This is a genomic window from Clostridium sp. K04 (assembly GCF_019734375.1).
Taxonomy (GTDB): Bacteria; Bacillota; Clostridia; order Clostridiales; family Clostridiaceae; genus Clostridium; species Clostridium saudiense.
In genome coordinates, this window is the sequence record NZ_JAASHD010000059.1 from 1 (window position 1) to 15664 (window position 15664).

The following is a 15664-nucleotide window of genomic DNA, read 5'->3' on the forward strand; positions in this document are numbered from 1 at the left end:
AAAATATAACTGGAAATAAAATTTCCAGTTATACATTTTATTATATTTATATTTTACACAAATTTTTAGATATCCTCCTAAATCATGCATTAATGCATTTTTAGTTCGACGTTCCCTTTCTTCTGCAAGAAGTTTTAAATTATTATCTTCAATATCGTTTAATGTTATATCATTAGAATGAGTATTATTATACCAGGATTTGTTTTCAAAGTAGTTATTTAGCTCGGTTGATGAAAAGCTATAACCATATCTAGCATATATTTCATTTATAGCAATAATAATTTCCCAGTTATTTTTTGATGAAATATCACTACTTGATAATAGTGAAGAAGAACTATTTGGAAAAACGTAATCAGAAGTTATATCTGGACATGAATCATGAGATAATTTTGTAAATTCTACTGTTCTAATTAATTTACAATTATCTTCTTCAATTTCTGAATGAAGATCACCGGAATAATTGGAGTTAGATGAATACCATTCTTTACTCTCAAAGAATTTAGCAAGATTAGAATCATCATCAAATACATAGCCATACCTTGCAAACATTTCATTACGAGCAATAAATAATTCTTCTACAGAAAGAGAATTTAAATCTGAATAAGTTAATTTTTTAGTCTTGCTTTGAGGTAATATAAAATCTCTGTCTGCATATTTTTTTATATAAGAATCTACTGTGCTAGAATCTTCAGAGTTAATAATAGTTTTATTTTCGTTACTAGTATCATCATTATTAACTGTATTATCAGTATTACCTTGATTATTAGTTTCATCCGTATTTTCAATGATAATAGTTTCATCTATTTTTTCAGTGTTATCATTATCAATACTATTAATATCATCGTCATCAGTATCATTTCCATCGGTATTGTTTATAGTATCTACTGGATTAATAGTATCTATATTATCGGTATTAACTTTGGTTTTATTTTGATTATAAATTAATAATACAACTAAAATAACACATAAAAGAGAAATTCCTATTGCTATTGAAGAAACTATAATTACAGGTTTCTTGTTATGTTCTTTTTCATCAAAGTTTGGTATTTCTATTCTTGCAGTATTTTCTATGTTTTCGTCATGAGAAAGGTTAGCTTTATCTTGATTATTACTTGTAGTTATAGGTAAACCACATTTTGGACAATACCTCTGATTATCCAATAATTTAAATCCACAATGAGAGCAAATTTTCATTAGTACTTCCCTCCTTAAAATATAATATTGCCTATATTAAAATATTTGTGAAATTGAAAAAATATAACATTAAATTTTAAAAGGATTAGTTTGTATTATGAGAGAAAAAAGTATATAATAATTAAGTTAAGTGAGACTCCAAATTTTAATTTGGTTAGTCGAACTTACTCAGCGACTGAAAGGAGTCGAGTTTCCTTTAAAATGAATACTCCAAATTTCAACTGATACTCTAAATCTTAGATTTAGTAAGTAGAAGTTACCTATCTGGTAATTTGGTTAGTCGAACTTGACGGAAACCCAAAATTTCAATTTAGTCAGTTAAAGTTACATACCGTGTATTCAACGACTAAGGGAATTTAAGATTCTTTTTATTAAAAAAGTTAAGATAAAGAAATTTTATTTAAATTTATATATAAATAATTTTAGGAGGACATAAAATTGGCTGATTACATAAATGAGATAAAAAAGAGAAGAACATTTGCAATTATTTCTCACCCTGATGCTGGTAAAACAACATTAACAGAAAAGTTCCTATTATACGGAGGAGCAATTAGACTTGCAGGTTCAGTAAAAGCAAGAAAAGCATCAACACATGCTGTTTCTGACTGGATGGAAATAGAAAAGCAAAGAGGTATTTCTGTTACTTCATCAGTAATGCAATTTAATTATGCAGGACACTGCATAAACATTCTAGATACTCCTGGGCACCAAGACTTCTCAGAAGATACATATAGAACTCTTATGGCTGCTGACTCTGCTGTAATGGTAGTTGACGCTGCTAAAGGGGTGGAAGACCAAACAAGAAAGTTATTCCACGTTTGTTCATTAAGAGAAATGCCAATATTCACATTCATCAATAAGATGGATAGAGAAGCTCAAGATCCATTTGGATTATTAGAAGATATTGAAGCTGAGCTTGGAATTAAAACTTATCCAATGAATTGGCCAATTGGTTCAGGTAAAGACTTCAAAGGTGTTTATGATAGACAAAATCAAAGAATCATAGCATTCAATGGTGGAAATCACGGTTCTACAGAAGTTGAAGCTATTGAAGGTTCTGTTGATGATGAAAAGTTCAGAGAAATATTAGGTGAAGCACTTCATGATAAATTAATGGAAGATATTGAACTTCTTGATATTGCTGGTGATGAGCTTGATATGGAAAAGGTTAGAGTTGGGGAATTAACTCCTGTATTCTTCGGATCAGCTTTAACTAACTTTGGTGTTGAGCCATTCTTAGAGCATTTCTTAGAAATGACTACATCACCACTTGCTAGAAACTCAAATATTGGAGAAATTGATCCATTTGATGATAAGTTCTCTGCTTTTGTATTTAAGATTCAAGCAAATATGAACAAGGCTCATAGAGATAGAATTGCATTCATGAGAATTTGTTCTGGTAAATTCACTAAGGGTGAAGAAGTATTCCACATGCAAGGCGGAAAGAAATTAAAGCTTGCTCAACCTCAACAATTCATGGCTGAAAACAGAGAAATTGTTGAAGAAGCATATGCTGGGGATATTATCGGGGTATTTGACCCAGGTATATTCTCAATTGGAGATACTTTATGTTCACCAAGCAAAAAGTTTAAGTTTGAAGGAATTCCAACATTTGCTCCAGAACACTTTGCCAGAGTTAGACCAGTTGACACTATGAAGAGAAAACAATTCGTTAAAGGTGTTACTCAAATAGCTCAAGAAGGTGCAATTCAAGTATTTAAAGAAAACCATGTTGGTATGGAAGAAATAATAGTTGGGGTTGTAGGTGTACTTCAATTTGAAGTTCTTGAATATAGACTTAAGAATGAATACAATGTTGATATCAAGATGGATAGACTTGCATTTAGATATGTAAGATGGATTGAAAGCTACGATGGAGATATTGATAGATTAAACTTAACTTCTGATGCTAAGAGAGTTAAAGACTTTAAGGATAGAGACCTTATTATATTCCAAAATGACTGGGGAATTAACTGGGCTTTAGATCATAATAAAGGATTAGTTCTTTCTGGTGTTGGTAAGAGCGACGAATAAATAAAATTTTAAATTATAAATAACATGTTACAGGGAAGGAAAGTTCCAAGTAACAAGTGATAAATGATAAGTGGCAAGTTGTGAGAATAATTTCACAGCTTGTCACTTTTCAATTATGTATTAGTTAATGGGATATATTAAGATGTTTATAAAGCAGTATTTGTGGTATATAATATAAATAAATATAGAAATAAGCGGAGGGAAGAACTATTGAATTTAAATAAGGATATAATAAAAGAAATAGTAGATATATCGAAAAAATATGATGGAATTAAAAAAGTAGTTCTTTTTGGATCTAGAGCAAGAGGAGATAATGAATTAAAAAGTGATATAGATTTAGGAATATATTGCGATAGTGATTTGTTATTATTTATTGAAGAAATTGAAAATAATACACATACACTTTTAGAGTTTGATTTTTCAGATATGAATAATATTCGAGATGAATTTTTTATAGAGCAAGTAGAGAAAGAAGGAATTTTATTATATGAGAAGTGTTGAATTTAAATATATAAATCTAAAGAAAGCCTATTTAAGATTAAAAGAAGTTAGTGATATGTATGATGGTAAAAATGATATAATAAGAGATAGCTTAATTCAAAGATTTGAATTTACATATGAGTTAACACATAAAACTTTAAAGGAATTTATGAAGTATTTAGGTGTAACATTGGAAAATTCATTTCCAAGAACTATATACAAAAAAGCTTATGTTAATAATTTAATTTCTGATGATCAGGTTTGGATTAATTTGTTAGAGGATAGAAACTGTACTTCTCATATCTATAATGAAAATTTAGCTGATGAAGTTGCTAGAAGAATTGTTGATAAATATGTAGATGCAATAGGTGAGCTTGTAAATAATTTGGAGAAATTATTATAATGTATAATTTTATAATTAGAAATTTCAGACGGCTATAGAGGATTATATAAAAATAGTAGTTTAGATTTTAATGATAGAGATAATATATTGATATTTTTATATAATTTATATGTAAGATTCCGATTTTGTATCGAAATGTTGTTGGATAATATATTAACGCGTTTATACAGCTTATAAAGTTATTAAAATTAATGAGTTTACATAGTATGGATAAAGCTAAATCAGAGAGAGAGAACAAATTGTGGTTATAAAATACAGTTTGTTCTTTTTTTATGTCTAGAAAATTATAAAATTTTTGAAGTTGTAAAATAAGTGATATAAGTTATTCTAAACAGTTAGGGCTGTAAGGTTGATACTCTGAAATTATTATGGTTAATTAACATAACTATTATTAAATAATAAAATTTTAAAGTTAAGAGAACACTCTTTTTTAAATAAATGATTAAATATATTAAAAATAAAATTATAGAAATTAGAGAAAAAATATGGTAAAATATGTTAAATAGTTAACCTCAATAAAGTAAAAGGGATATTTTATTGAGATTTGCTAGTAATAATTTAGCCATTGAATAAATATATTTAATATGTATGGCAAAATTAGCTATAATGATTATTTATTTAAACGAAAAGGGAGAAAAGGTATGAGAAAACTAAATAGGGGTAAAAATAAAATTTTTCATAAGGGTATATTAACATTTTTAATGATATTTCTAATGATGACAACAATATGTACAACAGTTAAGGCAGAAGTATCAAATAATAATATAGTAATACCTAAAACTGGTGATGAAGGATTAGTAATGGTTATTGCAGTGTTAATATTATCAGGAGGAGCATTATTACTTGAAATTAATAAACAAAAAGTTGAAAGTAGAGAATAAATTCATAAAATATATTTAAGCAATTTATAAATTATAATGATAAAATAGATGTATAAATATAAAATGTAAAAAGGGAAAATATATGAGAAAGATAATTAACATTATATTAGTAGCTATTATTATAGTATGCTTAAGTATTATAGGATATAAGTATTATAATTACAATAAAGATGATAAGTTAAATTCAGAAATACAGGATCTTCAACCAGTAATTAATGAAGCCAGTGATTTAGATAATAATTCTAGTGGAGAAAATGATGGACAAGATCAATCTAAAGAGGGCAATTATGTAAATAGTGCAAATGAAGAAGAATTAAAATCTATAAATAGTGATTATAAAATGTGGATACAAATTGAAAATACAAATATAAATTATCCTGTTGTTCAAGGTTCAGATAATGATTATTATTTGAAGCATAACTTTAGAAAAGAATCTAATATTTCCGGGACAGTTTTTGTAGAAAGTGCAAACGATATTGATAATGATAAGAATATTATTTTATATGGACATAATATGAGAAATGGAACTATGTTTAATAATATTACAAATTATAAGGAAGAAAGTTTTTTCAATGAAGATAATAAAATTAACATAATAATGAATAATACATTATATGAATATGAAGCTTTTTCTGTTTATGTAAAGAATGTAAATGAAGTTAATTTAGCAATTGGATTTGCAAGTGAAGATGAATTCATTAATTATGCGTATAATGAGGCAGAGGAATCTCTTTATAAAAAGGATGTTGATTTTAGTGCAGAGGATAATCTTATAACTTTAGTAACTTGTAGTTATGAATTTACTGATGCGAGAACTATTGTAGTTGCTAGAAGGTGTAATTGGTATAAAGCTCTGTTATATCAAAATGTTGTTGAAAATATCATATAGGTCTGTTATACCAAAATGTTGTTAACAACATTTTAATATAACAGAATTATATGGGGTTACAAAGTATAATTGTTTTATTAAGTAAAAGTAACTGTTTTAAGAAGAAATAACAGTTAGTAAAATTATTTAAAACGACGTAGAGCAATCAATGAATAACAACTAATAAATTATTAATTATAAGATATGCCTAGATTAAGCAATCTAGGCATTTTTTCTTACAAATATTTATGATATATCAGAGGATACACATAATGTAACATTTTAATTAATGCTATATTACAATTTAAATTAAATCTCAGTTAGCTTCCAAAGTTGTCCACCATAGAATGGGTTAGCAGTACCTATATAAAGACAATCATTACTAGATATAAAGGTTCTGAGGCCATAATTAAATTTATCATTAAATCCATTTCTAGTAATCCTACTAAAATTAAGTCCATCATTAGATACAAAGAAATCAAATCCAGGTAAAGAGTTATCTAACATTTTTCTTATTTCCTTAATATAATAAATTTGCCTTGCTATCTCATCAGAATTCAAGTAGTTTTTAATTTTATAAATTAATAAAATAAGATTCTCTTTATTGTTATTACATTTATCAATGGCATTTCTTATAGCATCTACAGTTCCATCACCAAAATAGTAACTTAGATTTTCATAAATTAATTCTAAATACTTTTCATCATCATTTATTGTATCATAAGGGAATTTTTTAGAAATCATATCTAAGGCTGATAAAACATTTTTATTTAAATAGTTTCCACAATTAACAAAGTTAATATCGCTTATTAATTCAGTGATTTCAGTACTTAAATCATCTGGAAGGAAGGCATTAAAATAACTTAATAAATTTAAGTGAGCATTTATAGTTAAATTATTAATATGATCTTCTAAATATTCGCTAGGTTTCATTTCATTAGAATGTGAACATGCATATACAAGTGAAATTTTATCAGGAGTATTACTAAGATTAGTATAATTTTTAAATAAATCAATTATATTATAGGCTTTAGATGAATTTATGATTTTGAGTTGAATCAAATAGTTTAATAAAAACTTTAGTATTTCTTTGAAGTTATTTAAAGAGCATGGAATGTTTTTAGGAATAAGGTAATCATATAATGTTGATGAATCAAATGTTCCTAAAAATAATTTGTCGTTGTAATTAGACATTCTCCAAATATATTGATTAGAAGAGTAATCTATATTGCTACATTTACTAACGAACCCAGCTTTGTAATTACCTAATGCAGTTTCAAATGGTTGGGAATCATTTGGTGTACCTATAACTAAATCCCAATTATCATTTTCATCGAATCTATAAAGGGTAGTAGGAGTTTTAAAGCTTTCATATAAATAACTAAAATCAAATTGAGTCATTCTTTGAATTGCATAAATTATATTAGAAAAAGTTCCAACATATACATATTCATTACCATCACAAGCTGTATATTTAAATGGAGTTGCTACAGCATGATAAGGTATTCCAAGGCCAGCTTCATATTTTGCACCAGGACCAACTATTATTTGCCAATTCCAATCAAAATTAGAATCATACTCATCTATAGTTTCAATAGGGTTACCTTTGAATACTAAAAATCCAGATTCCTCTAAAGGCTTACGTCCAGATCCAATTATTGCATATAAATATCCATTATAATCAATTAAATCGAAGATACCTCCATATCCAGTAGAAAGTTGATCTACATTTGGAATGTTTTGAAAAGAATTTAAATTTGCAACAACATTCCAATTATCTTTACTAGGATTTTCACTTTCCATAATTACTAAATCAGAATCAATAATCATCATTCCAAAGTATAATTTGTTATTATAAATTTCCATAGACCTTATGCTTGCAAAACCACTTTCATCAAAAAATACAACTTCAGGATTATCAATTCCTATAACAAAATTATCTTTAAATTTCAATATTCTAGCATACTTAGGCCCAAATCCACCCATATAAACACTTTCACTATCTTCGTTACTAGCTTTAAATGTTATTGCACTTCTATAACCAGTTTCATAAACTATTCCATCAGAATCAGTTTCAGATTTGTAAACAAGTTCAATTTTTTTAGTAGAGTTATTATATCTAAATATTCTAGCAGCATTATCATCAACATCAGTAGGAACATCGCCTCTAAATACAAGTTTAGTAATTACATTTGCTAAAGTATCATTAGTAATAAATAAATTAATGGAATTTAGTAGTAAATTTCGGTTACTTCCTATATAGATATATTTCTTTGTTTCAGCCATTGCCCATACATATGAGTTTGACCTATCACCACCAGGAATAAGACCGTCTACTCTGTTTTTACAGTTATTGGGGTTAGAAATTTTTCTTATAATAAAATTTTTAGTTCTTATTTCATTAGTATATCGTTTTATTCTTTCGTTCTTCATTAGTTTTACCACTTCATATATTTTTACAAAGATTATAAAAAAATAATCTCATAATATAATATGTTTTTATGAGTTAAGGTGACATAGTTTAAAATAATTTAATAATTAATATATATAAGAATTTAAAAATACAAAAATATTTATAAGATATTAATTCTATGACATTATAAGATTAGTAAAATAGCAGTTTTAAAACAAAAATTATTATTAAGGAAATTAGATTTCAAGTATATATTTTCATATAAGGCCAACAATAATATTAGGAGTTATGATATTGGAAGATTTTCTGTGAATAAATATCAAAGGACTAATTTAAAATGATAAATTAAAAAACAACATAAAAATAATTATAAGAATAATTTTATTGGAGGTGCACTAATGAAAAGAGTTAAGGAGAACTTATTGATTATCATTACCATATTACTTATGTTAATTATAAATTTGACAAACACTGTTTATGCAGAACCTTTAACAAGAGTTGATGGATCAGTTAGGGTTGAAAATGTAGGAGGAAGCCCTACATATAAAAATTCAAATTTAAAATTACAAAAATTAAATTATATTAATAGAAGCAATGAAATTAATAGTGTTGATTTTCAAGGTGGCAAAGCTGTATCTGTATTTTCTGAAAAAGCTGATTTTTCAAAAGTTAGTGATTTAGTAGAACAAAGAGTTAATCCTATAAATAATAATGAAACATTAAAAGGGGTATCAAAAGCAGAAAATGTGCGAGACAAGATGGTAGTTAGTACGGGGGATAATGTGCTTGGAAGCATTGGATATGAAGACTTTTATTTAATAGCAAAAGAGATTACTACAGAAGTAGGAGTAGCATACTGTTTAGAAGTTGAAAAAGAATACCCAAATGGGGAAATGTTTGAGTTTGAAGGAACACCAGAAAAGAATATAATAGGAATTATGGCAGCCGGATATCCTAATAAAAGTGCAGAAGAACTAGGTTTAACATCAGATGGTGATGCATATTTTGCAACACAAATGGCAATTTGGTGTGTTAGTGAAGGCTATATACCAAAGAAGTTTAAGAGTAGCGATAAAAATATGCTTCAAACTATTAAAAATATATATGAAGAGGGAATGCAATATAGTGGAGAAGATGTAGGGCATATTGCAATGGAATATTACTACAATGATAGTGTACAAAGAATAGTTGCATATATTGTAGAAAATGAAGAGGTTATGCCACCATCAGAAGGTGGAAGGGTTGAACCAGATGTTACAGATGATACTTCAAATGACTTTGAAGCATGGCCAGATATTCCAGATGATGAAGAAATGATTGAATCTAGGAATGAAAATGAAAGTGAAAGTGTAATTGTTCCTGGTTTGGGTTAACTTTAATTTTTATAAAATTACTTTTGGTATGTTCAAGAAGCTATTTTGCTTGTTATTATAAAGTAGAGCAATTGCTTTCTTAGGTATAGTTTTTAGAGAATTATTTGAAAATAACAGTAAGTTAGATATAATATAATTAATCTTTTGAACAAAGGATAAAATGGCGAGAGGGGAATAAGAGATGATAGATATACATTCACATATAATAAATGAGATTGATGATGGTTCAAAAAGTATAGAAATGACAATTACAATGTTAAAAAAAGCAGAGATATCAGGAACTAAATCAATAGTAGCAACACCTCATTTTATGAGAGGAAGATTTGATGTTGAGTATTCTGAAGTTTTAAAAAGAGTAGAAGAATTAAAGAAAGTTGCAGCAGACAATAATATAGATATAAATATATATGCTGGACAAGAAGTATATTACAGTAGCAATCTTATGGAGTACTTTAATGACAAGTGTATTGGAACAATTAATGGGTCAAGATATATGCTTATTGAACTACCAATGCTTGAGTTTAATTTAGATGAAGTTATAGATACTATTTATGAGCTTCAAATAAGAAAAATAGTGCCAATAATTGCTCATCCAGAAAGGTACAAGCAATTTATTAAAAAACCTTCAATGATTAATGCGCTTATAAAAGAAGGAATGCTATTCCAGTTAAATGCGGGAAGTATTGCGGGGAATTTTGGTAAAGATGTTAAGAAAACTGCTCAAAAGTTCTTAGAACATAATGTTTATAGCTTTATTGGATCTGATGCACATAGAGACAGAGGAAGAGATACAGATATGAGCGAAGCTCTTAAACTTTTAGAAAAATCTCAAAAAAGAGCCTTCATTAGCAATGCAAGTGCTATGCTTGATGATGAAGAAGTAGCTTTTAATGGAACTGCTGTAAAGGAAAAGAAGTTCTTAGGGCTTTTTTAAAGGTGCATATTTTTAAAATTATATTAGTTTAATTTCAATGTATTTAAGTTAAATAATAAAATTGCATAGCTTTTAATATATAAATTAATAAAAACAAAATTTTAGAAAGTAATGTAAGACTTATATAATAAGAGTAATATAAAAGCTATATATAATAGTAATATAGTTTAATAATAAAATTTAATAATAATATATTTTAAGAGTTATATAAATTATTAATATGAAAAAATATCTACATTTATAATAGATAAAAATATCTATATATAATGTAGATATTTTTTTATTTAAGAATAACTTTATTTAGAAAAGGTTTTCTTAAATGATAATTTTATTTACTAAGTTTTATTTTTAGTTTTGATAATAATGCTATTAATTCTCTTCTTTTCTTATGATAATTTAAATTATTTGTAATGCAATATTTATAAAGGTTTGAATTTTCAGTAAGGTAAGCTTCTTTTATAAGGGTATACTCCTCTAGAGTTAGTGATTTAAGTAGATTTTTTAGATCAACATGCTGCATAGTTTTAATTATGTCATTTTCTAAATTATAATCATCAGGTAATAATGATTGGATATCTGTGTCTTCATCAACTGAAATATTAAGGCTTGATTCACTTTTATATTTGATATTAGCACGAGCTAAATTTCTATAAGTATTTTTAATTGAATTAATTATATAACAATCAATAAAGTCTTCGCCATGAGATATATCATATTTTTCTATTGCCTTAATTACTGCTATTGTTCCTATTTGAATTAAGTCTTCCTTATCATAGTTTTTTAATATATAAGATATTGAGTATTTTATTATAAGTGGTTTATATTTATTAATTAAAAAAAGTATAGAATCAGAATCTTTGTTTTTGGCATCTAAAATTATATCAAGTAGTCTTTTTGAGTTAAGTTTAATTTCATTATTATAATTATTCAAAAAGTATCACCCCATTTTTTATATTCATTCTAAGAACGTTTGTTCTAAGAACTTACGTTCATTATACTACATAATTTCCAGTATTTATAGAAAAAGTTTGTGCGGAATATCTACAAAATAATATAAATGTTTCTAAATTGTTAAAATTAAAAAAAAACTTTATTGCAAATTACGACAAGCTTTAAAAAATTTATTAAATGTAAAAATAACTAAAAAGCAGTATATTAAATAAGAAGTAAGAAAAAAAGTTAATATAAGTAAAAAAAGATAATTACAGAAAAAAGTAATTCTAAAATATTGCAAAAAAAGTCGAAAATACGTTTACATTTTTGAGGCTAATTGCGTTTAGCATTGATTTTTCAATATTAAATTTTATGCTATAATTTCAATTGCAAGAAGAATAATAAGATAATTTTGAAAAATAGGGGGATAAATGGTAAATATTGCTGAATATTTAGGGGAGATAAAAAAGAATTGGAAGATAATAATTATGGTTGTAATAAGCTTCGTATTAATTAGTGGTTTATATACAACTTTTTTTATGAAACAGGAATACGAAGCAAGTGTGAAAGTATTTATTGGTAAGCAAAAGTTCCAAAGTACTACAGAAAATTATAATAATGAAGAAATAAGTTTATATCAAAGATTAATTACTACCTATTCTGAAGTTATAAAAAGTAAGAAGCTTATTAATAAATCAATAAATGATTCTAAAATTAATAATTTAAGTAATAAGGATGAGAAAATAACTTATGACTCAGTTATTAGTAATTTTACTGTTAATCCAATTACTAATACTCAAATTATAGAAGTAAAATATAAAAGTTTAAATCCTCAGAAAAGCTATGATTTGCTTTATTCTACTACTGAAAACTTAATTGCTTATTCTAAGGAATTATATCCAACTGTTAATATCAAGGTTTTAGAGCAAGTGCATGTTAATCATGGCAATTTGCTTAGTAAAAAGCTTATGATTGTTGGACTTGCATTAATTTTAGGATTAATGGCAGGTGTAGGTGGAGTATTAGGGTTTATGTATTTAGATAATACTTTTAAAAGCAAGAAATCTATTGAAGAACAAATGGGAATTCCTGTCCTTGGAGTTATTCCTAATGTTGAATTTTAGAGAAAAATTAAAGTTTAGGATCTAGTATTCTAAATTTAAAACTATTTTAACTTAATATTATTACAATTGTGTGACAACTCAAATCGTAGCATAAATTATTGATGAAATTATATCTTTTAACTTTATATTGATTGTCACGAGGATAAGGAGTGTAAATTAAATGAATGAAATGGAAGAACAAGTAATAAGTCTGTCGGAAATTTTCGAAGCATTAAAAAAACGTTGGATAATGATTGTAGCAATTACTTTAACAGCTACTATAATATCAGGAGTTATAAGTTTCTTTGTAATTGATCCAGTATACGAAGCAAGTACTAAGGTATTTATAGGTAAAGAAGAAAGCGATGATGCAGCTTATAACAGTAGTGATATTAATATGTATCAACAATTATTACAAACTTATGCGCAAGCTATAAAAACAAAAGATTTAGTTAATAGAGCAATTAGTGGATTAAGTTATGATGAATTAGAAGCTAGTAGTGTGGTAGATGCTCTAACTGTAAATCCAATATCAAGTACTCAAATTCTTGAAATTAAGTATAAAAGTAAAGATGCAGAAGAAGCTAAAGATGTTTTAAAAGGTATAACAGATGAGTTTATAGTAACTGCAAAGGAACTTGTTCCTAATGGGAATGTAAGAGTTATTGAAGAAGTTGAACTTCCAGAAGAACCAGTAAGCCCAAATAAGAAAATTAATATTGCAATAGCATTTTTATTAGGACTTATGATAAGTGTAGGATTAGTTTTCTTATTAGAATATTTAGATAACACATATAAAAATAAAGATCAGCTTGAAAAAGATTTAGGGATACCAGTGCTTGGAGCTATTCCTGATATTGAAAGTGTATAGGAGGTAAGATGAATGTTTATAGTTGAAAAAAGTCCAAAGTCTATAGCAGCAGAAGCTTATAGAAGTTTAAAAACTAATATTCAATATTCTTCTTTTGATAAAGAGTATAAAACTATAGTAATAACTAGTTCTAATCCAGGAGAAGGTAAATCTACTACTGCAGGAAATTTAGCATTAACTTTAGCTGAAGGAGAGGCAAAAGTTTTATTAGTAGATTGTGATATGAGAAAGCCTTCTATGCATAAGAATTTTAGAATTACTAATACATATGGTATTTCTGATATTCTACTTCAAAAGCAAAAGGTTATGGATGTAGCTCATTGTTATAATAAAAATCTTAGCATTATAACAGCTGGAAAGGTACCACCAAACCCAGCAGAAATGTTAGCTTCAAAGGCAATGACTGCATTTTTAAAGGAAATGAAAGAGCATTTTGATTATATAGTATTAGATACACCGCCAGTGCAAGCTGTTGCTGATGCGCAAATTTTATCAACAAAAGTTGATGGAACTTTAGTTGTTGTTAGGGCTGGTGTTACTAAAAAGGATGAAGTTCAAAATACAGTTAATACTTTAAAGAAAGTTAATGCTGATATTATCGGGACTATTTTACATGCAGTAGATAACACTAGAAATAAATATCAATATTACTACGGAAATGAATAATACTTTACAAATGATAATATTTTAGGGGTTTATATTACATAAAGAAGTGGGGGAGATGCATGGAAGGGATTAGAGTTGAGTTTGATAATATAGATGAAAATAAAAAAAGAATTTATGAAATTTCTAAAAGGGCAATCGATATCATAGGAGCAGGAAGTGGATTACTTTTATTAAGTCCAGTTATTGCAATAGTAGCATGTGCAGTTAAATTCACTTCTAAAGGACCTATATTTTTTTCACAAAAAAGGGTTGGTAAAAATGGGAAATTATTTGATATGTATAAATTTAGGTCAATGGTAGTAAATGCTGAGGAGCTTAAAGAAAAGTTAGCACATCAAAATGAAATGTCTGGACCTATGTTCAAAATGAAAGATGATCCTAGAGTAACTAAGGTTGGAAAGTTTATTAGAAAGACTTCATTAGATGAACTTCCACAACTTTGGAATGTTTTAAAAGGGGATATGAGTTTAGTTGGACCTAGGCCAAGCTTGCCTAAGGAAGTTAAGCAGTTTGAAGAATGGATGTATAAAAGGTTAACTGTAAAGCCAGGATTAACTTGTTATTGGCAAGTAAGTGGAAGAAATAATATTGATTTTGAAGATTGGATGAAGCTTGATATTAGTTATGTTGAAGATAGAAACCTTTGGATTGATATTAAGTTAATATTTAAAACAGTATTTGTATTATTTGGTGATAAAAATGCATCATAAAATGAAGGGGAGAGTAGAAATGAAGGGTATTATTTTAGCAGGTGGATCAGGAACAAGACTTTATCCAGTGACAAAGGCTATGTCAAAACAAATGGTGCCAATATATGATAAACCAATGATTTATTATCCAATGTCTGTTTTAATGTTAGCTGGCATAAGAGAGATATTAATAATATCAACACCAAGAGATATAGTTAATTTTAAGGAATTATTTAAGGATGGTTCAGAATTTGGTTTGAAAATTGAATATGCAATTCAAGAACAGCCAAATGGATTAGCAGAAGCATTTATTATTGGTGAAGAATTTATTGGTAATGATAATGTAGCAATGATATTAGGGGATAATATATTCTATGGGCAAAACTTTAGTTCACATTTAATAGAAGCAGCTAAGTTAAAAAGCGGAGCAATGATATGTGGATATTATGTTCAAGATCCAAGAGCTTTTGGAGTAGTTGGATTTGATGAAAATGGAAAGGTAACATCTTTAGAAGAGAAACCAGAAAAACCAAAATCAAAGTATGCAGTACCAGGACTTTACTTCTATGATAATTCAGTTGTTGAAAAGGCAAAAGCATTAAAACCATCACCAAGAGGAGAATTAGAAATAACAGATCTTAATAAGGTGTATATGGAAGAAGGAACTTTAAAAGTTGATTTATTAGGCAGAGGAATGGCATGGCTTGATACAGGAACTCATGTATCAATGCTTAAGGCTTCTAATTTTGTTGAAGCAGTACAAACAACTCAAGGAACATTTATAGCTTGTCTTGAAGAAATTGCATATAGACAAGGATGGAT

At 27.0% G+C, this 15664-nt stretch carries 15 protein-coding genes; 12 read left to right on the top strand and 3 right to left on the bottom strand.

Annotated features, from left to right (window positions below):
* Positions 1–1194, bottom strand: a 1194-nt coding sequence (locus HCG70_RS16345; protein ID WP_221698015.1) for a YARHG domain-containing protein, incomplete at its 3' end; no start/stop codon positions are given.
* A 438-nt stretch (positions 1195–1632) separates the two neighbouring features.
* Here HCG70_RS16345 and HCG70_RS16350 point away from each other — a divergent pair.
* From HCG70_RS16350 to srtB, 5 genes are all read left to right on the top strand, one after another.
* Positions 1633–3228 (top strand): peptide chain release factor 3, encoded by a 1596-nt coding sequence (locus tag HCG70_RS16350; protein ID WP_042401005.1) that lies wholly within the window; start codon positions 1633–1635, stop codon positions 3226–3228.
* Between the two features lie 210 nt (positions 3229–3438).
* Positions 3439–3729, top strand: coding sequence for a nucleotidyltransferase domain-containing protein (locus tag HCG70_RS16355; RefSeq protein ID WP_042401008.1), 291 nt, complete (start codon positions 3439–3441; stop codon positions 3727–3729).
* On the top strand, positions 3716–4111 hold the full coding sequence (locus HCG70_RS16360) for a nucleotidyltransferase substrate binding protein (RefSeq protein ID WP_042401010.1): 396 nt from the start codon (positions 3716–3718) through the stop codon (positions 4109–4111). Before HCG70_RS16355 ends, HCG70_RS16360 begins: the two co-directional genes overlap by 14 nt.
* A 641-nt stretch (positions 4112–4752) precedes the next feature.
* Entirely contained in the window at positions 4753–4992 is a 240-nt protein-coding gene (locus tag HCG70_RS16365; RefSeq protein WP_042401012.1) for a hypothetical protein, read from the top strand.
* An 82-nt stretch (positions 4993–5074) separates the two neighbouring features.
* On the top strand, positions 5075–5881 hold the full coding sequence (gene srtB / locus HCG70_RS16370) for a class B sortase (protein ID WP_221698016.1): 807 nt from the start codon (positions 5075–5077) through the stop codon (positions 5879–5881).
* Between the two features lie 288 nt (positions 5882–6169).
* On the opposite strand, the gene HCG70_RS16375 is transcribed toward srtB, so the two are convergent.
* The gene (locus HCG70_RS16375; RefSeq protein WP_221698017.1) at positions 6170–8293 is read right to left on the bottom strand and encodes a hypothetical protein; all 2124 of its coding nucleotides are present in this window, start codon (positions 8291–8293) and stop codon (positions 6170–6172) included.
* 378 nt (positions 8294–8671) lie between these two features.
* On the opposite strand from HCG70_RS16375, the gene HCG70_RS16380 reads away from it, so the two are divergent.
* Both HCG70_RS16380 and HCG70_RS16385 read left to right on the top strand, forming a co-directional pair.
* Entirely contained in the window at positions 8672–9646 is a 975-nt protein-coding gene (locus HCG70_RS16380; protein WP_221698018.1) for a thioester domain-containing protein, read from the top strand.
* Between the two features lie 181 nt (positions 9647–9827).
* Positions 9828–10580: a tyrosine-protein phosphatase gene (locus tag HCG70_RS16385; RefSeq protein ID WP_055277375.1), complete on the top strand. Its 753-nt coding sequence runs from the start codon at positions 9828–9830 to the stop codon at positions 10578–10580.
* Positions 10581–10908: 328 nt separating this feature from the next.
* Here HCG70_RS16385 and HCG70_RS16390 read toward each other — a convergent pair whose 3' ends face one another.
* Positions 10909–11511: a sigma-70 family RNA polymerase sigma factor gene (locus HCG70_RS16390; RefSeq protein WP_221698019.1), complete on the bottom strand. Its 603-nt coding sequence runs from the start codon at positions 11509–11511 to the stop codon at positions 10909–10911.
* Between the two features lie 433 nt (positions 11512–11944).
* Between HCG70_RS16390 and HCG70_RS16395 the strand changes: the two genes are divergently transcribed.
* The 5 genes from HCG70_RS16395 to rfbA form a co-directional block, all read left to right on the top strand.
* Positions 11945–12637: a YveK family protein gene (locus HCG70_RS16395; RefSeq protein WP_221698020.1), complete on the top strand. Its 693-nt coding sequence runs from the start codon at positions 11945–11947 to the stop codon at positions 12635–12637.
* 169 nt (positions 12638–12806) lie between these two features.
* Complete coding sequence (locus HCG70_RS16400) at positions 12807–13487, top strand: YveK family protein (protein ID WP_221698024.1); 681 nt, start codon at positions 12807–12809, stop codon at positions 13485–13487.
* 12 nt (positions 13488–13499) lie between these two features.
* Entirely contained in the window at positions 13500–14153 is a 654-nt protein-coding gene (locus HCG70_RS16405; RefSeq protein ID WP_221698021.1) for a CpsD/CapB family tyrosine-protein kinase, read from the top strand.
* Between the two features lie 59 nt (positions 14154–14212).
* On the top strand, positions 14213–14863 hold the full coding sequence (locus tag HCG70_RS16410; protein WP_221698022.1) for a sugar transferase: 651 nt from the start codon (positions 14213–14215) through the stop codon (positions 14861–14863).
* A gap of 19 nt (positions 14864–14882) precedes the next feature.
* Positions 14883–15664: glucose-1-phosphate thymidylyltransferase RfbA (gene rfbA, locus HCG70_RS16415; RefSeq protein WP_221698023.1), on the top strand; the 782-nt coding region annotated here is incomplete at its 3' end.

Excerpts from the sequence above, each read along its gene's own strand:
- HCG70_RS16360 (WP_042401010.1), top strand. The coding sequence starts at position 3,716 with ATGAGAAGTGTTGAATTTAAATATATAAATCTAAAGAAAGCCTATTTA.
- HCG70_RS16365 (WP_042401012.1), top strand. The coding sequence starts at position 4,753 with ATGAGAAAACTAAATAGGGGTAAAAATAAAATTTTTCATAAGGGTATA.
- srtB (WP_221698016.1), top strand. The coding sequence starts at position 5,075 with ATGAGAAAGATAATTAACATTATATTAGTAGCTATTATTATAGTATGC.
- HCG70_RS16375 (WP_221698017.1), bottom strand. The coding sequence starts at position 8,293 with ATGAAGAACGAAAGAATAAAACGATATACTAATGAAATAAGAACTAAA.
- HCG70_RS16380 (WP_221698018.1), top strand. The coding sequence starts at position 8,672 with ATGAAAAGAGTTAAGGAGAACTTATTGATTATCATTACCATATTACTT.
- HCG70_RS16385 (WP_055277375.1), top strand. The coding sequence starts at position 9,828 with ATGATAGATATACATTCACATATAATAAATGAGATTGATGATGGTTCA.
- HCG70_RS16395 (WP_221698020.1), top strand. The coding sequence starts at position 11,945 with ATGGTAAATATTGCTGAATATTTAGGGGAGATAAAAAAGAATTGGAAG.
- HCG70_RS16400 (WP_221698024.1), top strand. The coding sequence starts at position 12,807 with ATGGAAGAACAAGTAATAAGTCTGTCGGAAATTTTCGAAGCATTAAAA.
- HCG70_RS16405 (WP_221698021.1), top strand. The coding sequence starts at position 13,500 with ATGTTTATAGTTGAAAAAAGTCCAAAGTCTATAGCAGCAGAAGCTTAT.
- HCG70_RS16410 (WP_221698022.1), top strand. The coding sequence starts at position 14,213 with ATGGAAGGGATTAGAGTTGAGTTTGATAATATAGATGAAAATAAAAAA.